Source organism: Vibrio sp. A11, assembly GCF_013048705.1.
Lineage (GTDB): Bacteria > Pseudomonadota > Gammaproteobacteria > Enterobacterales > Vibrionaceae > Vibrio > Vibrio metschnikovii.
Genome location: NZ_VHSI01000008.1, coordinates 157,049 through 180,803 on the forward strand (window position 1 = coordinate 157,049; position 23,755 = coordinate 180,803).

At 45.4% G+C, this 23,755-nt stretch carries 17 protein-coding genes; 8 read left to right on the plus strand and 9 right to left on the minus strand.

Features of this window, described 5'->3' with window-relative positions:
* Positions 1-93: 93 nt before the first annotated feature.
* Both FKQ60_RS10385 and FKQ60_RS10390 read right to left on the minus strand, forming a co-directional pair.
* On the minus strand, positions 94-1,257 hold the full coding sequence (locus FKQ60_RS10385) for a linear amide C-N hydrolase (RefSeq protein WP_212752419.1): 1,164 nt from the start codon (positions 1,255-1,257) through the stop codon (positions 94-96).
* A 373-nt stretch (positions 1,258-1,630) separates the two neighbouring features.
* Entirely contained in the window at positions 1,631-4,426 is a 2,796-nt protein-coding gene (locus tag FKQ60_RS10390; RefSeq protein WP_170906473.1) for a M16 family metallopeptidase, read from the minus strand.
* A 242-nt stretch (positions 4,427-4,668) separates the two neighbouring features.
* On the opposite strand from FKQ60_RS10390, the gene FKQ60_RS10395 reads away from it, so the two are divergent.
* Positions 4,669-5,988: an amidohydrolase family protein gene (locus tag FKQ60_RS10395; RefSeq protein ID WP_170906474.1), complete on the plus strand. Its 1,320-nt coding sequence runs from the start codon at positions 4,669-4,671 to the stop codon at positions 5,986-5,988.
* A 116-nt stretch (positions 5,989-6,104) separates the two neighbouring features.
* The gene (locus tag FKQ60_RS10400; RefSeq protein ID WP_004397492.1) at positions 6,105-6,593 is read left to right on the plus strand and encodes a TIGR00645 family protein; all 489 of its coding nucleotides are present in this window, start codon (positions 6,105-6,107) and stop codon (positions 6,591-6,593) included.
* Positions 6,594-6,674: 81 nt separating this feature from the next.
* Here FKQ60_RS10400 and murP read toward each other — a convergent pair whose 3' ends face one another.
* Both murP and murQ read right to left on the minus strand, forming a co-directional pair.
* Positions 6,675-8,123, minus strand: a complete 1,449-nt coding sequence (gene murP / locus FKQ60_RS10405; RefSeq protein WP_158144476.1) for a PTS N-acetylmuramic acid transporter subunit IIBC — start codon at positions 8,121-8,123, stop codon at positions 6,675-6,677.
* Positions 8,124-8,147: 24 nt separating this feature from the next.
* A complete protein-coding gene (gene murQ, locus FKQ60_RS10410; RefSeq protein WP_170906475.1) occupies positions 8,148-9,050 on the minus strand; it encodes an N-acetylmuramic acid 6-phosphate etherase in 903 nt (300 codons plus the stop codon).
* Positions 9,051-9,342: 292 nt separating this feature from the next.
* On the opposite strand from murQ, the gene FKQ60_RS10415 reads away from it, so the two are divergent.
* Positions 9,343-10,191, plus strand: a complete 849-nt coding sequence (locus FKQ60_RS10415) for an SIS domain-containing protein (protein WP_158144478.1) — start codon at positions 9,343-9,345, stop codon at positions 10,189-10,191.
* Between the two features lie 9 nt (positions 10,192-10,200).
* On the opposite strand, the gene FKQ60_RS10420 is transcribed toward FKQ60_RS10415, so the two are convergent.
* On the minus strand, positions 10,201-10,515 hold the full coding sequence (locus FKQ60_RS10420) for a DUF3630 family protein (protein WP_158137586.1): 315 nt from the start codon (positions 10,513-10,515) through the stop codon (positions 10,201-10,203).
* Positions 10,508-12,343, minus strand: coding sequence for an ATP-dependent DNA helicase RecQ (recQ, locus tag FKQ60_RS10425; protein WP_161438799.1), 1,836 nt, complete (start codon positions 12,341-12,343; stop codon positions 10,508-10,510). Before recQ ends, FKQ60_RS10420 begins: the two co-directional genes overlap by 8 nt.
* Before the next feature lie 225 nt (positions 12,344-12,568).
* Here recQ and rarD point away from each other — a divergent pair, with 225 nt between their 5' ends.
* The 3 genes from rarD to FKQ60_RS10440 all read left to right on the plus strand — a co-directional run bounded on the left by rarD (position 12,569) and on the right by FKQ60_RS10440 (position 15,091).
* A complete protein-coding gene (gene rarD / locus FKQ60_RS10430) occupies positions 12,569-13,480 on the plus strand; it encodes an EamA family transporter RarD (protein WP_170906476.1) in 912 nt (303 codons plus the stop codon).
* 78 nt (positions 13,481-13,558) lie between these two features.
* The gene (locus FKQ60_RS10435; RefSeq protein ID WP_161438800.1) at positions 13,559-14,353 is read left to right on the plus strand and encodes an AraC family transcriptional regulator; all 795 of its coding nucleotides are present in this window, start codon (positions 13,559-13,561) and stop codon (positions 14,351-14,353) included.
* A gap of 75 nt (positions 14,354-14,428) precedes the next feature.
* Positions 14,429-15,091: a LysE family translocator gene (locus FKQ60_RS10440; RefSeq protein ID WP_170906477.1), complete on the plus strand. Its 663-nt coding sequence runs from the start codon at positions 14,429-14,431 to the stop codon at positions 15,089-15,091.
* Positions 15,092-15,770: 679 nt separating this feature from the next.
* On the opposite strand, the gene uvrD is transcribed toward FKQ60_RS10440, so the two are convergent.
* Positions 15,771-17,945 (minus strand): DNA helicase II, encoded by a 2,175-nt coding sequence (uvrD, locus tag FKQ60_RS10445; protein ID WP_158137584.1) that lies wholly within the window; start codon positions 17,943-17,945, stop codon positions 15,771-15,773.
* Between the two features lie 164 nt (positions 17,946-18,109).
* On the minus strand, positions 18,110-20,152 hold the full coding sequence (prlC, locus tag FKQ60_RS10450) for an oligopeptidase A (RefSeq protein WP_170906478.1): 2,043 nt from the start codon (positions 20,150-20,152) through the stop codon (positions 18,110-18,112).
* Positions 20,153-20,584: 432 nt separating this feature from the next.
* On the opposite strand from prlC, the gene FKQ60_RS10455 reads away from it, so the two are divergent.
* Together FKQ60_RS10455 and gorA are read left to right on the plus strand one after the other, a co-directional pair.
* Complete coding sequence (locus tag FKQ60_RS10455) at positions 20,585-21,424, plus strand: 23S rRNA (adenine(2030)-N(6))-methyltransferase RlmJ (protein ID WP_170905471.1); 840 nt, start codon at positions 20,585-20,587, stop codon at positions 21,422-21,424.
* A 50-nt stretch (positions 21,425-21,474) separates the two neighbouring features.
* Entirely contained in the window at positions 21,475-22,830 is a 1,356-nt protein-coding gene (gene gorA / locus FKQ60_RS10460) for a glutathione-disulfide reductase (RefSeq protein WP_170905470.1), read from the plus strand.
* 73 nt (positions 22,831-22,903) lie between these two features.
* On the opposite strand, the gene FKQ60_RS10465 is transcribed toward gorA, so the two are convergent.
* Complete coding sequence (locus FKQ60_RS10465; RefSeq protein ID WP_158137580.1) at positions 22,904-23,668, minus strand: transporter substrate-binding domain-containing protein; 765 nt, start codon at positions 23,666-23,668, stop codon at positions 22,904-22,906.
* Between the last annotated feature and the right edge of the window lie 87 nt (positions 23,669-23,755).

Sequence of the window (23,755 nt, forward strand, 5' to 3'; positions counted from 1 at the left end):
ATACCGTGCTAATGATCCCAATCATGGCGCATATAAGCCAAGACGGAAAATAAGCGCCATAAAAGGGTAACAAAGGGCTCACCGATATGCCCCTTATTGACGAGATAAGAGTGTTTGCGTTCCATCCCATGTTCCACCAGAGAACTGACTGAGAGGAACGACCATTGGACTTGATTGTTTGCGTAATGCTCCTAGGTCAAAAGTGACGTAATTTAAGCTTTCATATAAACGAACACTTAATCGCAGCCGTTTAAGATCAGATAACGAAGTCCAAGTCGAATATTCTGATGTGTACATACGGTGGCCAACCACTCCAGGAGCTACCTTATCTTGAAGAGCCTCGGTCATACGACTATCAATAGTGATACCTCGAGGTCGGTCGAAATTATTCATAATATGCGCCAAGGTCGTGACGGCTTCATCGGGTGTTTTCGCTTTTTCAGTAAACTGAGCATAATAAACCGCACGAACAAAGCGGCCTACCGATGTATTTGATGCTGGCAATCCTGCCGTGGCGATCCCTGAATCCGGTTGTTTAAACGTCACACCGCCGAGTTTTATCTCTGATTGGTCGATATTACTTAAAAACGTGTAATTATTAAGATTAGTTAAGTGCCAAGTAAACTCAGGACCATTGGTCATAACACCTAAAGGATTTTCATAGATATGCTGTTTACCATTCGAAAACTCAATAACGATAGAGTGACCATTAGCATCGTGTAGAGTGTAGTGGAAAGGGGTTTTCAATAATCCCATGGGTAATAGAGCGGTGACCAATACAGGCTGTTTCTCTAACGCGGTCTTGACGTCATTCACCGTTTTAAATTGTGATAATGCCCAACTTCCTAAATCGATCGCAGATAACATTTTTTGAGTTTTGTCTGACATATCTTCTGGGCCTTCAGTACTTGCAAAAGCTAAGACACTGAAACTCAACCCTTGATCATTAATGCCCTCGACTACTTTAAGATCTTTAGTAATAGGATCTGGCATGGCAATCGATAAAAAAGCGTGTTTTGCTTCATAATTTAAAGAGGCATGCTTATCGGCATGGGAAGAAAATTTCGAGCCTTGGGGAAAGAAAGCGACCTTATAATCTAGCTGGACCGGTAATTCCATGGTCCTACCCGCATAAGGCGCACCGTTGGCATCAGTATACAAAAGTGACGTACAAGCTTGGCTAATTGCTGGAAGCATAAACGTTGCCGCAAGTACTGTTGAAATGAGTGTTCGTTTGAGTGTAGATGATGCGTGCATGACAGCTCCTTGAAATAATTCTGTACCAAGTCACATGAATCCCCATTTAATAGGAGGTGTATCGACAAAGTATTCGTAAAAAAAATATAGTTCAATCAATGGCTTTGTCAATGAATCCACCTCTCTCATTAGTTCATCTCAAAAAATAGAGTTTTTCCGCACCATCAATGTTGTCATTGCTAAGCATCAGTTGTTACGACAACTAAATAACGATAAAAAATAAATACATTTAAAAAGGAGATGGATTGTTTTAAAAATGTATTTAAAAATCGTGATCCTCGTGCTTGAAACAAAAATGCCACCCGAATTAAACGAGTAGCATTCTTATATTTACAAAGTCAGTTGGCTTTCTTTGCAACCAATATTCAGTAAATCAATCCACGGACTCCCCAAACGAGGTAATCACTTTTAAGCACTTGTCTTTACTTAAATAGCGTTGGGCACTTGCTTGTACTGACTGAATATCAGCCGCGGCAATATGATCATAAATTTGCTGCACGCGCTGATAATACTCAGGTTGAGTTCGGCCCATTGCCGTAGCCTCTAACCAAAATCCATTGCTATTACTGACATGAGCGATGGATTGTAATAAAGGCTGCTTAGCTCTCGCCAATAAATCAGCGTCTATTCGCTGCCCTGAACCCAGTTGCTCGATGAGAGTGTCAACTTTACCTTCAATAGATAAAACATGCTGTCTATCAACCAGCGCAAATAAGCCGATATAACCTAACTCTGACGGTTCTTTCGCACTAGAATGGAAAGTATAAGGTGAATAACTCATCCCAGCTTGTACTCGTAGCTCTTCAGTGATCAGCAGTTGCAAAACGCGATCTAATAACAAGATTTTCGCCGCTTGCTCAACGGAGTAACTATCAAGATTAGGCCAAATCCAAGCCAGTGCTGTTGAATCAACCGCTCCTTGATGGCTCAACTGGCGGCTCGCTGGTAACTCAGGCAGGCGAGCTACGACTGGACGCTTGGTGATTGGCAACGGATGACGCTCTATCGCACCCAATGTTTCGGCTACCGCTTGAATCGCCTGAGATTCATCAATATCGCCGACAATCGTGACCTCAAGTAAGCCACGATCGACGGCCGATGCGAGCACGGGGGCGATTTCAGAAAAATCTCGCTTCAATAGCTCTTGATCGCGGCCAAGGGCGTAGTTTATGTCCTCTGGATGTAATAGCTCAGCGAATCGCTGCCAAAATAACGTTTCAGCGTTGGTATGGCGGCTAAATGCATGCTCTCGCACTTGTTGCCGAAACTGGTGTAACGCTTCAGGTCTAAACCCTGGCGCAATCAAAAAAGCGGTATGTAACCCTAGCTGCGCTCTTAATCGCTCGGTTCGCACAGAGACGGCATCATTAAACCCTTGCTCCGATAGTTTCCATCCCACAGCTAAACCTTGCCCTGCTAATATTTGTCCCAGCTCAGCATAACTATGCTCAGCTAATCCTCCAAGAACAAAGCTACGTTGAAATAACGTGATTAGCCCTTCGCTTTTAGGCAGGGCTACATCACCAAAACCGACTTTGAGCTGCACTATCGCTTGTCCCAATTCAAATTGAGTGGGTCTCAAACTAAGTCGTACGCCATTAGCAAAAACCAGTTGGCGGATCCCTGTGTTCTCATCACGCTGATCACTAATGACTTTTCCCGGCTCACCGAAATTTGCATAAGCAAAGGGAGTCAATTTTTGCTCTTGATGAGCGCTAATCGGCTGCTGCTGGCTTTGCTGATAGACGCTCAGAAGCTGTTTTGCCACCTGTTCTTCTGGTTGAGAGTGAGTCAGATAAATCCATGGTTCCCCTTGCCAACGCTGCTTCAGGGCTTCATGCAGTGCTGATGCAGTCAAGCTAGGCTTCAATTGTTGAAACAACGCCCATTCCTGCTTAGGATCTAAAAAATATAAGCCGCGAGCGTTAAAATCGACCAATTGCTCAGCTAAACCAAAGCTATTCACACTTAGTGGTTGAGCTAGAGCATGCTGTATATCTTGTTCGATCAAGTCTAATGCTCGATTAACTTCTTGTTCAGTAAAACCACCCACCAAAGCTTGACGCATGGTCTGCTCTAGCAGGGTAAGGCTTTCTCGCCATTGTTGAGGTGCTGAATTGAGTGATAATTCAAAACGTAAGCCATGTTTAAACTCTTCAAATAAGGCCACATTGACTCGACGCCCCATATCCTCCTCTGGCAGATGGGCGGTTAAGCGGCGATACAACAGATGACGAATTAGCCAGTCGTTAAGCATTCTATGCCGTCTTGCGATACCATCAACAAGTACATCTTGAGGCTGTAACATACCCAAAGTCACCGTCGTCGGTAAACGTGGGTCAAAAAAGCTATCCGCTCTAAGCTCTTGCTGGACTGTCAAGGTTGGCAGTGGATCATCACTAACTAAAACCGCCTGTGGATGTGGTTGCCAGTTGGCAAAACCTTGCTGAATCTGACGCTCTGTGGCGGCAATATCAATATCACCGGCAACAATTATGGTCGTGCGCTCTGGTGTATAAAAACGCTGATAGAGATCACGTAATTGTGCTACTGTCGCTTGACTAACTGCGCTTTCCAAGCCGATTGGCAGACGACTCGCCAATGGGCTATCTGGGTATAAAAATGCCTGCTGATATTGATAATTATCTAGCTCTATCGATTGTTTTTCGCGTATTTCCGCCATTACGATCGGCTTTTCTTGCGCTAGAGCTTCGGGTGTTAAAGTCAGTTGATCACCAATCTCACGCATTAACATCAGCCCAGTTGTAAGCTTATCTTGAGAGCCTTCAATGATATTAAATTGATACACCGTTTGATGATGTTCAGTAATTGCATTGGTATCCGAACCAAAACTAAGGCCAAGCTTTTCTAACTGAGCAATCATATCCCCTTGTGGAACGGATCGAGAGCCCTTAAACGCCATATGCTCTAATAGATGCATCAATCCCTGCTGCTGTTCAGACTCCACCAGCGAGCCACCGGCAATTTGCATGCGCATGATGATGGCTTTTTCTGGGTATGGATTAACCATCAACTGATAAGTTAAGCCATTAGCTAAACGACCTTGGTGGATTCGTGGATCAGGGGTTAATTCATTGGCAACCGAGTGTAGAGACATGATGATGTAGCAAGCGCCAAAGAATGGCATTAACCGAGTAAAGAGAGACAAGAGACAACCTCGAATAACATCAGTAAAAAAGAATCGTTATTATTCATGTTTTATCTCGCTTTAGAATGGTTACATACAAAAGCATACAAAAACATCAAGCAACTCAACGAGTAAACCGCTGAGGTTTATTCAACAAAGTTGGCATTTTTGCTCTTAAAATCGGATAGTTTCGCCAAATATCGCTACACTTTTATCTGTTTGTGCACCAAGGTACCATGCCGCTAGTTGATTGGAGTGATAAAATGAATAAACCGCTTTGGCTACTGCTAGGTGTAAGCCTAATCGCTTGGCCTACTTTTGCCGCTCAGTATGTATTTAAAAATGTGCAAGTATTTGATGGACGACAAGCAACACTCAGCGCAGCAAAAAATGTCTATGTGCAAGATAACCTGATCAGCAAAATCGAAGATTACCAGGCTCTTAACGTCACTGACTCCAATACTATAGTGATTGATGGGCAAGGCAAAACTTTAATGCCGGGATTGATTGATGCTCATACTCATTTAATGCTCGCCGCCCTGCCTCAACAAACCTTAATGCTTGCTGATCAAGGCTTTATTAATATTGTTGCCGCTAAAACCGCTGCCGAGATGCTGCAACGGGGTTATACCAGTGTGCGCGATTTAGGTGGGCCAGTATTCGGCTTAAAAATGGCGATCGATAAGCAGATCACCACCGGACCTCGTATTTGGCCAGCCGGGGCTTTCATCTCTCAAACTGGCGGCCACGGTGATTTTCGGCTGCCCAATGAATTAATAACCCCTGATAGTAAAAAACACACCATCTCTGTTAGAACAGGCACTTCAGCGATTGCTGATAGTCCGGACGAAGTTCGCCAGCATGTACGAGAGCAGTTAGCCCTCGGGGCATCGCAGATTAAACTCATGGCAGGTGGTGGCGTCTCATCATTTTATGACCCGCTTGATGTGACTCAATACAGCCTGGCAGAAATTCGCGCCGCGACGGAAGCGGCAGAAAATTGGGGCACCTATGTGACGGTGCACGCTTATACTCCTCGCTCGATTAATCAAGCGATTGATGGTGGGGTTAAATCGATTGAACACGGTCAATTGATTGATGAAAAAACCGCAAAACGAATGGCCAAAGAAGGCATTTGGTGGAGCTTACAACCGTTTACTTCTGAGCGAAAATCCAGCTTTGCCGAAGGCTCGCCGCAACGTCTGAAACAAAAAATGGTCGAACAAGGCACAGACAGGGCCTATCGTTTAGCGAAAAAACATCAAGTAAAAGTCGCGTGGGGAACCGACGTTTTGTTCAGTGCGGAAAAACTCAAAGGGCAAACGCAACTGTTGAGTATTATGACTCGCTGGTACACCCCTGCTGAAGTACTGAAAATGGCTACCTACGACAATGCGCAGCTACTGATGCTCTCAGGAGAGCGTGCGCCTTATCAAGGTAAGTTAGGGGTTATTGAGGCCGGAGCTTTGGCCGATCTGCTGATCGTCAATGGCAATCCGCTACAAGATTTAACCATTTTAGAAGCAACGGATAACCTACAACTGATCATGAAAGACGGCCGTATTTATAAAAATACGCTCTAATCTATACGTCTGCTGGGGGGATCTTATCCCCTCAATTTTCACTACACCTTAAGTATAAAAACAAAGTAATATCAGCCTCATTCTGCCCTATTGGGCTTTGTTGATGGTTACTTTAAATGGAACGTATTATCGAAAAACTGCTCTACTCCGCTCGCTGGATCATGGCACCTATTTATCTCGGTTTGAGTTTTATCCTCCTCGCCTTAGGGATTAAATTTTTTCAAGAAGTGATTCACCTACTCCCAAATATCTTTGCTATTCAAGAAGCTGACCTGATTCTAATCGCGTTATCATTGATTGATATCACCTTAGTTGGCGGGCTGATTGTGATGGTGATGTTTTCTGGCTATGAGAATTTTGTTTCTAAAATCGACGTTGAGGAACATAACGATAAATTGGGCTGGTTGGGTAAACTCGATGCCGGTTCACTGAAAAATAAAGTTGCTGCTTCGATTGTCGCGATCTCTTCAATTCATTTGCTGAAAGTGTTTATGAATACCGAAAATATCGCCAATGAGAAAATACAATGGTATTTGATGCTGCACATTACCTTTGTCATCTCTGCTTTTATGATGGGTTATTTAGATAAAATCACCAAAAAATAATCCGCCGCTAGAGCTAAACATAAAAAAGCCCTGAACCTATCGGATCAGGGCAAAATCATTCACCAACAGGGGGAAAGTGAACTAACTTAAGTCAACATCTTTGCATCCAAACCAAAGCGTTGCAAAAAAACCAACCACATAAGAAATGAGTAGACCGCAGATAAATACCAACATCCCAGGGAAAATACCCTGCGCTGATGTCATTAACGGAATCGCAACAATACCCGATGGCCCAAATACCGTATTCAGTCCGACAGGTAAGCCAAGATAAGAGACTAAACCAATAAAGAAACCACCAGCCGCACCGCCAATACATGCCGTGACAAACGGTTTCACTCTGGGTAGGGTGACGCCATAAATCAGCGGCTCACCAATGCCTAAAATACCCGGAATGATCGCGCCCTTCACTTGGGTGCGCAGCACGGCGTCTTTTTTGGCTTTAAAGTACAGGGCTAGCGACGCGCCAACTTGGCCGCCTCCAGCCATCGCCAAAATAGGAAACAGCGAGTTAAAACCCTGCACATCCATCAAAGCAAAGTAGACCGGAACAAACCCTTGATGAATGCCAAACACCACCGAAATCAAAAATAAACCGGAGAGCAACGCAGCCCCTAGTGGATTATCATTCAGGTTGAGAAACAACCATGACATGCCTTTAAATAACTCACCACCAATCGGCATTATCACCAAAAAAGTCACCGCCCCCATGATCAATAACGTGACGCAAGAGGTTAAGATCATATCTAAATCATCAGGCATGTATTGGCGAACTTTTCTTTCGACCTGAGCTCCCAAAATCGCCGCTAACAGTACGCCGATAATATTGCCTCGAGGGTCAATCGCAAAACCGAAAAATTCACTCATGCCAGAATAAACGCCCGTTGTCGCATCTGGGTTATAACCCAACACAAACAAGGAAGCTAAAATAGCGCCATTGACCCCAGAACCGCCAAATGCCTGCTGCGCGTTATACCCAATTAAGATGCTCAGAAAGGCGAATAATCCTTTGCCAAACACCTTCATATAGGCTATCAGATCCAGCGTAAATTGACTTGGCGATTGACCAAGGACTAGCATCTGCTCTAATAAAGTGGCAAAACCAAGTAATAAACCAGCGGCAATAAAGCCCGGAATTAATGGCGTAAAAATGGTCGCAAACTTACTGAGGAAACGCTGCACGGCACTGGTTTGTTTACTCTTCATCTGCTGTTTTTGCGCCGCAGCAATTGTCGATAAATCAGGCGTATCTAACGTTGATGTAGCGGTAAGCCCAAGATTGGCGATCATCTCATTCATCATTTCAGCCGCAGTTTGCGCTTTACCAGGACCGAGAATAATCTGCAGTTGTTGATCGCTTTCTACCACCCCCATAACCCCAGCAATGGCTTTAATCCCAGCTTGATCGGCGAGGAGGTTATCATTCAATGTTAAGCGTAAGCGGGTCATACAGTTACCACACTTACTAATATTATCACTGCCACCGACCGCGCGAAGCAGTTGAGCTATCATGCTCGATGTAATTTTAGCCATTTACCTTACCTCAACACGATTGGATTATTGATCATTCAGTGCCGCACGAATAAAACCATGATGCTTTGCCAGCCGCTCCGCTGCTTGCTGTGCATTCAGATCGGCAAGGATCATCAAAATCGCCGTTTTACAATGTCGCTGACAGGCCGCGAGCGCTTGTTCCGCTTGATCTGTACTACAGCCCGTTGCTTCACGAACAATGTTCGTTTGACGCTGAATAAGCTTGGCATTAGTGGCTTCAACATCGACCATTAAATTGCCAAAGACCTTACCGCTGCGAATCATCGCTCCTGTGGTTAACATATTGAGGATCAGCTTCTGCGCCGTGCCAGCCTTCATTCTTGAAGATCCAGTGACAATTTCAGGACCAACCACAGGCGTAATAGCAATATCTGCGGCTTGTTCCATTAAACAATTAGGGTTGCAGGCCAGAGAAATCACCGTCGCACCAACGGATTTAGCGTAAGCCATACCGCCCAGTACATACGGTGTTCGGCCACTGGCGGCGATACCCACTAAAACATCTTGTTTACCAAAGTGAAAACGCTGCAAATCTTGCTCACCAAGCGCTGCATTATCTTCTGCATTTTCCACGGCTTTTAAAATCGCTTGATGACCACCAGCAATCAGGCCAATCACCAAGTCGGGTGAGGTACCATAAGTGGGAGGACATTCGCTAGCATCCAGAATACCTAATCGGCCAGAAGTTCCCGCTCCCATGTAGAACAAACGCCCCCCAGATTGCAGAGCAAAAGTAATCACATCGACCGCTTGCGCCACTTGAGGTAAGGTTTTTTCAACCGCTAAAGCGACTTTCTTATCCTCTTGGTTGATGATTTGTAACATCTCAAACGTGGATAAGGTATCAATCGCCGCACTCGCTGGATTACGGCTTTCCGTTACCCATTGGGTTAAATCTATTTTCATGCACAAGCCTATATGTCTAATAACAACTGGTGGCGATTCTATAGAATAAAAAATTCCAATCGAGTGATAAGGATCACAGCTATGGTTATTCATTGACCAGCTAAAGCATGGAATAATCGCTAAAAATAAAGCCAGACAAACCCAAAGATACGCCAAGTCACTGAATACTATTCACCGTCAAAGCAGATTTAATTCCCAGAAAGGAATAAAAAATTCCAAAAACTGCACCATAAACCGTCTTTTAAATTGCAGATTCGTGGTAAAACCGCTTTTAGCATATGGAGAAATCATCATGTCTATAGTTAATCGAATGATCAGTCGACGTACTCAGCTCTCAGCAAATGAGTTAAAAATTGCCGACTGGATCCTTGCTCATCCTCAGCAAGCGGCCTTAATGACCAGTTTACAATTGGCCGAGCAAGTGAGAGCCAGCCAATCCAGTATCATTAAGTTTGCTCAAAAAATGGGCTTTAAAGGTTACAGTGCTTTTAAGCTATTGCTGGTAGAAGAGCTCAGCCGCAAACAAGCGCTCGAATCAACGCCTGTACAGCACAATATTTTTATTAATGATCCACTGGCGGTGATTGCACAAAAGTTAGTCCAAGCAAAAACGGATGCCATGTTTCATACCACTAACGCGCTCTGTTTTGAACAATTTCACCATGCGGTGAATTGGATTAATCAAGCGCATCGAGTGCAAATCGTCGGCATTGGCGGGTCGGCACTGACCGGGAAGGATTTAGCTTTCAAGCTATTGAAATTAGGCATTACCGCACTCGCTGAGCAAGACAGTCACGTACAAATTGCTACCGCGCGAACGCTCACGCCTCAAGATGTGCAAATCGCGATTTCTTTTTCTGGGGATAGAAAAGAGGTCTTTATTGCCGCCGAAGCGGCCAAGCAACAAGGGGCCAAAGTGATTGCTCTGACTGCGCCAAAGAAAAGTAAACTGCGTCAGCTGGCGGATATCGCTTTAGATACCATCGCCGATGAAACGCAACATCGCAGCTCGTCTATCGCTTCTCGTACTGCGCAAAATGTCTTAACCGATTTACTGTTTATCAGTTTGGTTCAGCGGCGAGAAGATTCAGCGCGACAATTGATAGAGACCATTTCGTCGGACATTCAGCAAATTTTATAAGCCGAAGACTCAATCAGCGGCGGATGGGTGACCAGAGAGTAACTGGGCGATAAAGGCCAGCTCTTCTCGACCTTGCTCATCACTCAATGTTTCAAGCCAAATACTGGCGCTGTAATGTTCGGCTTTGAGTAGTAGCTGACAACCTTCAAAATCTATTAGCCAAGTATGCAAATCGGCATCAAGCTGCTTATCGATAAGCGAAGCGGATAACCACTGCAGAAAATGCTCGCCAAGAGCGGGGAAACTATCCATATCCCATTCTGGCGTGCTCAGGATAAGTCGCCCCTGATCGGCGAGATAATCGTGTAAAGCGAACTCAGCCATGACCGGTTAAATGCTCCTGAATGACATCCAAAAATGGATCGGCGTATTTCTCTAGTTTGCGCTGACCAACACCGTTAACAGCCAACATCTCACCATACGAGGTCGGTAAAATATCCGCCATATCAATTAGAGTCGCATCACTAAAGACCACATACGGTGGTAAGCCTTCTTCATCGGCCAGCGATTTACGCAGTTTGCGTAATTTCGCAAACAGTTTTTTGTCGTAGTTTTTATTCGACAATTTATCCGATTTCACCGCCCGCGCAGCGGTATCTAAACGTGGTACGGCCAATTCAACCGCTTTGTCGCCACGCAGAATCGGCCGGGCTTCTTCAGTCAACTGCAAGGTGGAATTGCGAGTAATATTTTGCTGTAGCAAGCCCTTATGAATCAACTGACGGAAAATGCTCACCCAGTAATCATGGCTGTGATCGCGCCCTAAACCATAGGTAGAGAGTTTATCGTGACCATTTTCACGAATCCGGATATTTTGCATCCCACGCAGCACTTCCACCACGTAACCAATCCCAAAACTCTGCTGAACACGATAAACACAAGACAGCGCTTTGCGCACTTGCTCCGTGGCATCGAAATGTTTCGGTGGGTCAAGGCAGACATCACAGTTACCGCAAGGCGTATCACGATACTCGCCAAAGTAGTTGAGCAATACTTGTCGGCGGCAGGTTTGCGCCTCAGCAAAATGACTCATCGCCGTCAGTTTATGGCTTTCGACTTGCTTTTGAGGCCCCTCTTCTTTTTCATCTAGCATGCGGCGCAGCCAAACGATATCCGCAGGGTCATAAAGCATGATCGCTTCAGCAGGCAAACCATCTCGTCCCGCACGTCCGGTTTCTTGGTAGTAAGATTCAATATTGCGTGGAATATCAAAATGGACCACAAAACGCACATTGGACTTATTAATCCCCATCCCAAAGGCAACGGTAGCGACAACAATTTGCACGTCATCACGCTGAAACGCCTCTTGGACATAAGCACGCTCATCAACCTCCATCCCAGCATGATAACTGGCCGCTCGAATGCCGTTATTGCACAGCTTTTCCGTCAGCATTTCGACTTTTTTACGACTGCCACAATAGATGATCCCACATTGGCCGCGTTGCGTTTCTAAATAACGGATCACTTGCGATACGGGTTTGTGCTTTTCGACTAGGGTGTAACGAATATTGGGTCGATCAAAGCTGCCCAAATAAGTGTGCGGATTAGCCAATTGCAGGCGATGTAAAATATCAATTCGCGTTGCATCATCTGCCGTTGCCGTCAGTGCCATAAAGGGAACGTGAGGGAAAACCTGTTTAAGTTGACCAAGTGAGGCGTACTCTCGGCGAAAATCATGCCCCCACTGAGAAATACAGTGCGCCTCATCCACGGCGATCATCGCTAATGGTAGCTGTTGTAAACGTTCGATAAAATCGGTCATTAACACTCGCTCTGGCGAGACATAGAGCAATTTTATCTGCCCACGATTAATTCGGTTGTAAATCGCAATCAGCGTCTCACGTGAGAGACTAGAGTTGACACACTCCGCGGCAACACCATTAGCTTTGAGCTGATCAACCTGATCTTTCATCAAAGAGATCAGCGGTGAAATCACCACCGTGAGCCCAGGCAAAACTAATGCGGGGATCTGGTAGCAAAGCGATTTACCGCCCCCTGTGGGCATAATCACCAAACTGTCTTGTCCAGCGATCGCCGCCTCTATCACCTCTTGCTGTCCAACCCGAAACGTCTGATAGCCAAACACCTCACGTAACACGTGCTGCGGCGATAAGTTAAGTTCCGGTTGTTCAACGAGTACAGTGGCGGTCATGCAAGCTCTCAATCATGAGTGGGGATGCTGATACTTCAAGCATCAGAACAGTCGGTTATTGTAGTGCCGTTTGCCGGTGAATTAAACCGCAAAGTAGTCGATGAATTCGATTTACAGGTTATACTCTCAGCGGTTAACCTTTAGTTACGTTTTTACGTATTAGTTAACACGCCCTGACCAGCATTTCTCCTCTTTATCCCTTGCGACTGCAGAGAATTCGACATCATGACATTAGAACAACAACAAGAAGCTAAAAAAGGAATTTTTTTAGCGATCAGTGCTTACACCATGTGGGGCGTAGCACCGATTTATTTTAAATTACTGGGCTACGTTTCTCCGCTAGAAATTCTCAGTCATCGGATTATTTGGTCTTTCTTCTTACTAGCAGGCTTACTTCACTTCAGTCACCAGTGGCGTCATGTAGTGGATATTTTCCAATCCAAAATCAAGCTCGGTTATTTATTAATCACCGCCCTCCTGATTGGTGGTAACTGGTTGATTTTTATTTGGGCGATTAATGCTAACCATATGCTCGATGCGAGCCTAGGCTATTATATTAACCCGATCCTGAATGTCTTTCTTGGCATGCTATTTTTAGGTGAGCGACTACGCAAATTACAATGGTTTGCCGTGCTACTGGCGATGATTGGCGTTGGTATTCAGTTGGTGGTATTTGGATCGCTGCCAGTGGTAGCGCTAGTGCTCGCCACTACATTTGGTTTATACGGTTTGCTGCGCAAAAAAGTCGGCGTGGGGGCGCAAAGTGGCCTATTTATCGAAACCTTATTTTTACTGCCTGTCGCCGCGTTATATCTGTTTATGCTGGCCGATACGCCAACCAGCCATCTATCGAACAATGACTGGTCATTGAATCTACTGCTGATCAGCGCAGGTATCATCACCACTTTACCTTTGCTCTGTTTCACTGGTGCGGCAACACGCCTTAAGTTATCGACGCTCGGTTTCTTCCAATACATCGGCCCCAGCTTGATGTTTTTGTTAGCCGTATTGGTGTATGGCGAAGCATTCAGCGCCGATAAAGCGATCACTTTCGTCTTTATTTGGGGCGCATTAATCGCCTTTAGTTATGATGGTTTAACTTATAAACGTCATACCACACGTATTGTTACCGAGTAAGGTGATCATTTTTTACAAGACAAGGCAATGGGTAACGATTAAGCTTAGTGGTATCGATTCTCATACCACTAAGCTCATATGGATACGATTCGATATTATTCAACGCCGCATCAAGCGATTAATCTGATTGAAGCTGACTATAAAAAGTTTGCCTTTCAACGCCACTATCATCTGGATTTTCATATCGGTTTGATCACCAGTGGCCAACAAAAGTTTGTTTATCGTGGCAGCCAACATCAGGTAGGACACGGCCAGATCGTCATTATGCCACCGGATGAACTTCACGATGGTCAATCTTTATTTGATTCAGGCTATCAAGTACGAGTGTTATCAATCACTCCAGAATGGTTTAGTGAACATTTAGCATTAAGCAGCTCTCACGCTATGATCAATTTTAATCGCGTAATTGTTGATGACCAATCGATTTTTCAGCAACTTGCTCAACTCCATCAACGCTTGCTATTGCCAAACCTAAGCCAACTAGAACAAGATTGCCTCCCATACGAAGGACTCGCCAATTTAATTCATCGCTATAGTATAACTAAAGAAAAAGTGGCGATTCCGCTTGGCGTACAAACTATTGCGACGCTGAAAGAATTTCTGATCGCCAATATCGATCAACCTGTACAATTGGCACAACTTGCCCAGCTTTGTCAGCTCAGTCCAACTCAGTTTCAACGTCATTTTAAAGCTCAAATGGGTATGACACCCTACGCTTGGTTTACTCGACTACGTCTAGAGCAGGGCATGAAACTGATAAAAAGTGGTCTAGCAGGAACGGAAGTCGCTCATCGAGTCGGATTTTACGATCAAGCCCATTTTACCAAAGCCTTTAAATGGACTTATGGTGTAACTCCCTCGGCCATCGATTAAACGTCAATAATTTACAATCGCACAGCGGTTTAATCTGGCATTCTTGATTCTCTCCAATTTTTTGAGCCAATAACCATGAATGAAATCAGCTTATTAATCACTTTAGCCAGTGTCCATTTCATTGCTTTGATGAGTCCGGGGCCAGATATGGCGCTGGTGATTCAAAACGCCACTCGCTATGGTCGCCACACTGGGCTTTATATTGCCCTCGGGCTCTCCTGCGGCATCTTGCTTCACTCGTTATTAAGCTTAACGGGAGTCAGCTATCTTGTTCATCAACAGCCCTTGCTGTTTGCACTTGTCCAAGTCGCTGGTGGTAGTTACTTACTCTATCTGGGCAGCAATGCATTACGCCATACCATGCAACACTGGAAAACAGACAGTGGGGTTATCTCCCAGCGCACAGAATTGCTACTGAATAATAAGCGACAAGCGTTTTCTCGTGGCTTAATTACCAATCTGTTTAATCCTAAGGCCTTGGTTTTTTTCATCAGTTTGATGTCAACGTTAGTGCCAGCCAATATGTCACTACAAGGTAAAGGGATGGCGTTACTGATTCTATGGGCTATCTCACTGCTGTGGTTTGCCGCACTAGCGTGGATGCTATCAACCGAGCGCTTGCAGCGTAAATTGCAACGAGCAAGCCGCTATATTGATTTATTATGTGGGATTATTTTCAGCCTAATTGGCTTAATGATTCTCTCTCAAGCGCTGATCGGCTTGTTTTATCAATCCTAATCGATCTTCGAGCTCAGCGAGCAAAGAGGAAGATTGGCTTGCCCTTTTGTAAGCGATCTCGCACAAATAAGTAAGCCAACATCGTTTTCTCTCTAGAGTAACGCCACTAAACAACCCATAACTATCTGAATTTAAAAACTTTAAAACAAAACATATAGCATGGAATTTATTGTGCATTTATTTTTAGTCTCTTGTTGAAGCCGCTTAAAAGCGTAATATGGGTGGTGTCGGAAGGATGCTGACACGGAACAGAAATTACTACGGACAGTAAACGTCAGGATGACGAGTGATGGTTAAGGATTAATCATCAGCAAGGACTGCACAGGGACATTGAAAGGATGCACTCGTTACTAGGATGGTAACGACAACGGAATGACAATGGACTCCTCTGGATGAGGCAAGGATTGAACATCAGGATGATGTCAAGGACACTGCTCAGGGAACAAGTAAGCGAACTAACAGGATGGTTAGTAGATCAGGATGATAAAGGACACCGCTAGGAAGGCGATGGACGGATTACGCTAAAGGATATGGCATACTGTCAAGGAATTGATGCAGGGAGCACCGATTGAGCAGCTGGATTGCTGCAAGTAAGACCCTAACCCCGCAGGCTTTGCCCGCGGGGTTTTCTTTTATCGGTAATCAGCGTTACCCACTTGTTTGGTAACGCTGAAAAACGTTAGGCTTTTTCTAGTCGAGCATAAGCGGTGACCAGCCATTTAATCCCTTCACCATTAAACGCAACTTGCACTCTGCTCTGTGGGCCACTGCCTTCAAAGTTGATGATCGTACCTTCACCGAATTTCGGATGCCGCACTCGCGCCCCTAAACTAAAGCCCGTTTCATTAAAATTCTCTTTCACCGCGCTAGTGCTAAACCGGCCACTGCTAGTGGGTCTGCTGACTTGCGCTTTCATACGCACTTCATCTAAACACTGCTCAGGTAGTTCGCGAATAAAACGTGATGGCTTGTGGTACTTATCTTGGCCATACAAACGGCGAATTTCTGCATGGGTGATGTATAACTTTTGCATCGCTCGCGTCATGCCGACATAACACAGACGGCGCTCTTCTTCTAAACGCCCCGCTTCTTCAGCGGACATTTGGCTCGGGAACATACCCTCTTCGACGCCAACCATAAACACCAAAGGAAATTCGAGTCCTTTCGCGCTGTGTAATGTCATCAATTGCACCGCATCATCAAACTCATCCGCTTGCCCTTCTCCAGCTTCCAGTGCAGCATGGGTTAAAAATGCGGTTAGCATGCTCATCTCATCAGCTTCTTCCGGTTTTTCAAACTGACGTGTGGCGGTGACCAATTCCTCCAAGTTTTCGATTCGCGCCTTAGATTTTTCGCCTTTCTCTTGTTCATACATGGCGTATAAACCTGACGTTTTGATCACGTGGTCCGTTTGTACGTAAAGAGGCATCTCAGCGCTATCATCTTCCAAGGCATTAATCAGCTCAACAAAGCGGCTCAAAGCTCCCGCAGCGCGCCCGGTTAGCACTTGCTCATTCAATAACGCAATACTGGCATCCCACAAAGTACAGCCGCGATCACGGGCGGCAAAACGAATGGTTTCCAGCGTTTTATCACCCAGACCTCGCACCGGAGTATTGATCACTCGTTCAAAAGCCGAATCATCATGACGATTCGCGATTAAACGTAAATAGCTCAGCGAATCTTTGATCTCTTGGCGTTCAAAAAAGCGCATCCCGCCATAGATGCGATAAGGTAGACCAGCTTGAATTAACGCCTCTTCCAATACCCGTGACTGAGCGTTATTGCGATAAAGCATCGCACAATCATTGAGTAAACCGCCGTTATCTCGCCACTCTTTAATTTTGGTCACCGTAAAGCGGGCTTCATCCAAATCGTTATAAGCAGAGTACACCGAGATCCGTTCACCTTCATTACCATCGGTCCATAGCTCTTTCCCCATCCGCTCGGTGTTATTGGCAATCAAGGCGTTCGAGGCCTGCAAAATGGTTTTGGTTGAACGGTAGTTTTGCTCAAGACGAATGGTGTTAACACTCGGAAATTCCAAGGTGAATTTTTCAATATTGGCGATATTCGCTCCGCGCCAGCCATAAATCGATTGATCGTCATCACCCACAATCATCACATGGCATTCAGGCCCAGCTAACATGCGTAGCCAAGCGTACTGAATATTATTGGTATCTTGAAATTCGTCGACCAGAATATGTTTGAAACGCGCTTGATAGTGTTGGCGAATGTGCTGTTTATCACGCAAAAGCTCGTGAGTACGCAATAAAATTTCGGCAAAATCGACCAACCCCGCTCGGTCGCACGCTTCTTGATAAGCGCTGTACAACTGCAGATAGGTTTGCGTCACCGGATCGCGGTAAACATCAATATGCCGCGGACGTAATCCTTCGTCTTTTTTGCCATTGATCCACCAACAAACCTGTTTAGCGGGCCACTGTTTCTCATCAAGATTTTGCGCTTTGATTAAACGGCGTAATAAACGCAGTTGATCTTCAGAATCTAAGATTTGAAAATCTTCCGGCAAATTGGCGTCTAAATAGTGAGCACGTAAGATACGGTGACAAATGCCATGGAAAGTACCATTCCACATCCCTGATGCGCTGCCTTGCATTAGCTCTTCAATTCGTCCGCGCATTTCTGCAGCGGCTTTATTGGTAAACGTCACCGACATGACCGAAAATGGCGACGCTTGTTCAACCGAGATTAACCAAGCAATACGATGTACTAGTACCCGTGTTTTGCCACTGCCCGCTCCTGCCAACACTAATAGATTTTCTAAAGGGGCGGCAACGGCTTCGCGCTGTTTATCGTTGAGACCATCGAGCAAAAGAGAGGGATCCATCATGGCTAATCTACTGTTTATTTATACATAATTTGTACGATTATACTCTTAAACGATGGGATAACCAAATGACGTCATAAGTCCCCTTTTCATCGTGATCATCGAGTGATGGAATAGAAAAGGGCTGCATGTGCAGCCCTTCTAAGTGATGTTCACTTGACGTGTATTTAAGCGGCGATCCCGGCATGGCGTAGCATAGCGTCGATTTGTGGTTCACGACCACGAAAACGCTTGAATAGCTCCATAGGCTCTTCACTGCCGCCCATTTCAAGAATGTTTTCTAGGAAGCTTTGTCCGGTTTGAGTATTAAAAATGCCCTCTTCTTCAAAGCGTGAGAACGCATCGGCAGACAACACCTCAGCCCATAAATAGCTGTAGTAACCGGCGCTATAACCACCAGCAAAAATATGGCTAAAGCTGTGAGAGAAACGGTTCCACTCTAAGCTTGGTAATACTGAGATCTTTTTCTTCACCTCAGCTAAGGTTTCTAGCACTCTTGGCCCTACTTCTGGGTCGTAGGTGGTATGAAGCGTAAAGTCGAACAGACCGAATTCCAATTGACGCAGAATAAACATCGCCGATTGGAAGTTCTTCGCAGCGAGCATTTTATCCAGCATGGCTTTTGGCAGCGGTTCACCGGTTTGGTAATGACCTGAAATAAAGGTCAATGCCTCTTCTTCCCAGCACCAGTTTTCTAAAAATTGACTCGGTAACTCAACCGCATCCCAAGGCACACCATTGATGCCAGACACTGAACCCACTTCAACTTGAGTCAGCATATGATGAATACCGTGACCAAATTCGTGGAATAAAGTCACCACTTCGTCATGAGTAAATAAGGCTGGTTTATCGCCGACTGGACGGTTGAAATTACAGGTTAAATAAGCCACTGGCGTTTGCAATTCACCATTTTGCGTCACACGACGGCCACGGCAATCGTCCATCCAAGCACCGCCCCGTTTATGCTCACGAGCGTACAGATCAAGATAGAAGCTACCACGCAGGGTATGGTTGGAATCAAAAATATCAAAGAAACGTACCGAAGGATGCCAAGTATCCACCCCTGCACGCTCTTTAACCGACATACCGAACACACGGTGAAGCACTTCAAATAAGCCTTTGACTACCGTTGTTTCAGGGAAATAAGGACGCAATTCTTCATCGGAAATGTTAAACAAGTGCTGTTTTTGCTTCTCACTGTAGTAAGCCACATCCCATAATTGCAGCTCAGACACGCCATATTCTTGCTCAGCAAATTGGCGTAAGGCTTCTACTTCACGCTCGCCTTGAGGCTTGGCTTTAGCCGCCAAATCATTCAGGAAGCCCAACACTTGATCTGGGGTTTCCGCCATTTTGGTCGCTAATGATTTTTCACTGTAAGAGTTAAACCCTAACATCCGAGCAATTTCATGGCGTAGCTTGAGTTTCTCAGCGATGATTTCGCTGTTGTCCCATTGACCAGCGTTAGGGCCGCGATCCGATGCTCGCGTCACGTACGCTTCGTACAACTCTTGACGCAGAGCTTGGTTATCACAATAGGTCATCACGGGTAGATAAGAAGGCATCTCTAGAGTCAATAAATACCCTTCTAACCCTTTCGCTTCTGCGGCCGCTTTCGCTGCAGCAAGGGCCGATTCTGGCATACCTGCTAACTGCTCAACATCGGAGATCTGTTTACTCCAGCCCATGGTGGCATCAAGCACGTTATTAGAAAACTTTGAACCTAACTCGGACATGCGCTTACTGATCTCACCATAGCGTTTCTGCTCCGCGGCAGGTAAGCCAATCCCTGAAAGCTCAAAATCACGCAGGCCATCGTCGATGGTTTTTTGCTGAGCTCGAGTTAAGGTTGCAAACTCTGGACTGGCTTTAATGGCTTTATAGGCGTCAAACAGCCCTTTGTGTTGTCCAACCCAAGTGCTGTACTCAGACAGCAGAGGCAGACAGCTTTCATAAGCGTCACGTAGCTCATCACTATTAACAACGGAATTCATGTGACTAACAGGCGACCACACTCGGCTTAAGCGATCATCGACTTCTTCAATCGGCGCAATCACACTCGCCCATGAAGGTTGAGTGTTACCCTCAAGAACTTGGTTAATTTTAGTGCGGCAAGCTTCAATCACCTGTTCAACCGCAGGTTTTACATGCTCAGGTTTAATGGCAGAAAACGGCGGTAAGTCCGTGAACGTGAGAAGAGGGTTTGACATATAACATTCCTTTTGAGTTAAGACGTGTCGCTCTCCTTCCTATTTGGATTAGCAAAGTAAGAAGGTTCTTGTTATGAGAAAGTAAATCGGGGTGGTGAAGCAAAATTTCAATAGCGACTTAAGTATTATGACTTAAAATCACCACAAGATTGACGATCTTAAGCTAACTTTCACCCCACTGTCCCAAACGACTTGGAGTTGTAGGTAGGCGGCCAGTGAATCAATCCCCATGAGCATAGACAAACGATATGACTGAGGTGAATGAACGTCGCCAACACCGCAGCAGCTTTAAGTACGAAGGAGATATCATCAACTCACCTCGCTCAGACTGACGTATCACCAATCTGCACCTGAAACGCTTTTGAGTATATAATCAGGCGATATTATTTGATTCACTAGCCACACTCGCTCAGGGTGTTTTGAGAGCTCATTTTGCTAAGTTATCGTCACAGTTTTCATGCTGGCAACCACGCTGATGTATTAAAGCATATCGTACAAAGTCTTATTCTCAATGCGTTACAGCAAAAAGAGACGCCATTTGTTTATCACGATACTCATTCTGGCGTTGGGCGCTACGATTTAACCCACGAGTGGTCAGAAAAAACCGGAGAATACAAACAAGGGATTGGCCGATTATGGCAGCAGGCAGACACGCCCGCTGAAATAGACAGTTATCTGGAGGCAGTTAAAGCACTCAACCAAGGCGAGGAGCTACGCTATTACCCAGGTTCACCACGCATCGCTCGTGCTCACCTTCGTGCCCAAGACCGCATGGTACTCAGCGAGCTGCATCCCAGTGATTACCCATTACTGGAGCAAGAATTTGCCCGTGATCGCCAAGTGGCGATTTACAAACAAGACGGCTTTGCACGCTTAAAAGCCAGCTTACCGCCGAAAGAACGCCGCGGTTTGGTGCTGATTGATCCGCCTTATGAGCTGGCCAAAGAGTATCGCGATGTAGTGCAAGCCATCGCGCAAAGCCATAAACGTTGGTCAACGGGCATTTATGCGATTTGGTATCCCGTGGTTAACCGCTGCGATATTGATGATATGTTAGATGGGCTAGCTAACCTTGGCATTCGTAAAATATTACAAATTGAGCTTGGCGTAGCACCCGATACCAACCAACGCGGTATGACCGCGTCAGGGATGATTGTAATTAACCCGCCGTGGAAACTGGAGAGTGAAATGCAAACCATTCTGCCGTTTCTCAAGCAAGCCATCGCTCCCGCAACGGGTCATTTTAAAGTCGAATGGGTTGTTCCAGAATAAACTGACCCAATCTACTTAATAAAGCACTGAAAAGAATAACGGAGAAAGGAATGACAACACATTTTGATTATATCTGTATTGGCGGCGGCAGCGGTGGCATCGCCTCGGCGAACCGTGCGGCAATGTATGGCGCAAAAGTCGCTTTGATTGAAGCGAAAGATCTCGGTGGCACTTGTGTGAATGTCGGCTGTGTGCCGAAAAAAGTCATGTGGCATGGCGCTCAAATTGCCGAAGCAATGCAGCTTTACGCGAAAGACTACGGCTTTGATGTCAAGGTTAATGGTCTAGATTGGTCAAAACTGATTGAAAGCCGCCAAGCCTATATTGGTCGCATTCATCAATCTTACGATCGCGTGCTCGGTAATAACAAAGTGCATGTTATTCGTGGTTTTGCCCGTTTTATTGATGCCAAAACCATCGAAGTCGAAGGTCAGCACTATACTGCCGATCATATTTTGATTGCCGTGGGTGGCCGACCAACCATTCCAAACATTCCTGGCGCAGAATACGGTATTGATTCCAACGGTTTCTTTGAGTTAACCGAGCAACCGAAACGCGTAGCCGTGGTCGGCGCTGGTTATATTGCGGTTGAGATAGCTGGGGTACTGCATGCCCTTGGCACAGAGACCCACTTGTTTGTACGTAAAGAATCACCACTGCGCAGCTTTGATCCGATGATCATCGATACCTTAACCGAAGTAATGAAAACGGAAGGGCCAACGCTGCACACCCATAGCGTGCCAAAACAAGTAATTAAAGAGGCCGATGGCAGCCTGACACTGCATCTTGAAAATGGCCAAAGCTGCAATGTCGACACCCTGATCTGGGCGATTGGCCGTCATCCCGCGACTGATGCGATTAATCTTGCTGCCACTGGCGTAGCGACTAATGAGCAAGGCTACATTAAAGTCGATCAATACCAAAATACCAATGTTGAAGGCATTTACTGTGTCGGCGATATTATGGAAGGCGGTATTGAGTTGACCCCCGTGGCCGTCAAAGCGGGTCGTCAGTTGTCTGAGCGTTTGTTCAACAACAAACCTGAAGCGAAAATGGATTATGATTTAGTGCCTACCGTGGTCTTTAGTCACCCACCGATTGGCACCATTGGCTTAACCGAACCTGATGCGATCGCTAAGTATGGCGCCGATCAGGTCAAAGTCTATACATCGAGCTTTACTGCTATGTATACCGCAGTCACCTCTCATCGCCAGCCATGCAAAATGAAATTAGTCTGCGCGGGCCCCGAAGAAACCGTGGTCGGTTTACATGGTATTGGCTTTACGGTGGATGAAATGATTCAAGGTTTTGCGGTTGCAATGAAGATGGGCGCGACGAAAGCTGACTTTGATTCGGTAGTGGCTATTCACCCAACGGGCAGTGAAGAATTTGTTACCATGCGGTAACGTCTCCTCCTAATAAAACTGCGAGCTGACATTTTGGCTCGCAGTTTTTGTTTATACACTTATCTTAACGTAATCACTCTTGTTGAATCGGCGCCTCTAAACCGTAAGACTCAAATATCCGCGTAATTTCCCCTGAACGGCGCATTTCAGTCAATGCCGCCTCTAATTGATTAATGTATTGATAGTTTGCTGAGCGTTTAGGCACACTAAAAAAGCGTCCATTGAGCGAAACATCCGTATAACTGATTTTTCTTAGTTCGGGATCACTTTCAAATACGTCAAGTCCATGCTGCTCCGAAGTGATAGCCAAATCAAATCGTCCCGCCTTGAGCATATTAATAATTTGATCGCCACTAGTGACAAAAATAGTCCGTAGCCGATCGGTATTTTGATTAAATTGCGAACTATAAAAACTGCCATTTAATGCACCAACCACATACCCTTTACTGACGATTTCATCAAAATCTTTAGCATCGATATCAGAGTTTTTACGGGTAAAGTAAAAGACCTCTCTTTGACCATAACCCATGAGTAGTGGATGTAAATAGACCTCACGCTCCTCATCCATGGAGTGTAAGGGGATTAAGTCAACACCGCCTTGTGGTGCAACACCAATCGTTCTCGCCCAAGGCACTTGCGTCCACTGAACTTGATGGCCTAATTTACCAATGACTTGAGTGATCACATCCCCACCCGGCCCTTTACACTGACCATTTTCAAAATAAAGATAGGGGATTCGGTCTCGACAATGGCCTTGCCACGTCACATTAGCCCACAGTGGTGCAGAAAAAAACAAACTTAACCAGCTGATAATTAATAATTTAATACCTTTACTCATGCTAACGCCTCCAGTTAGTAATAGCGCATGCCCCATAACAGAGCGGCTACCAATGAGCAAAGTATAGACAGTGATTACGGCTATTGC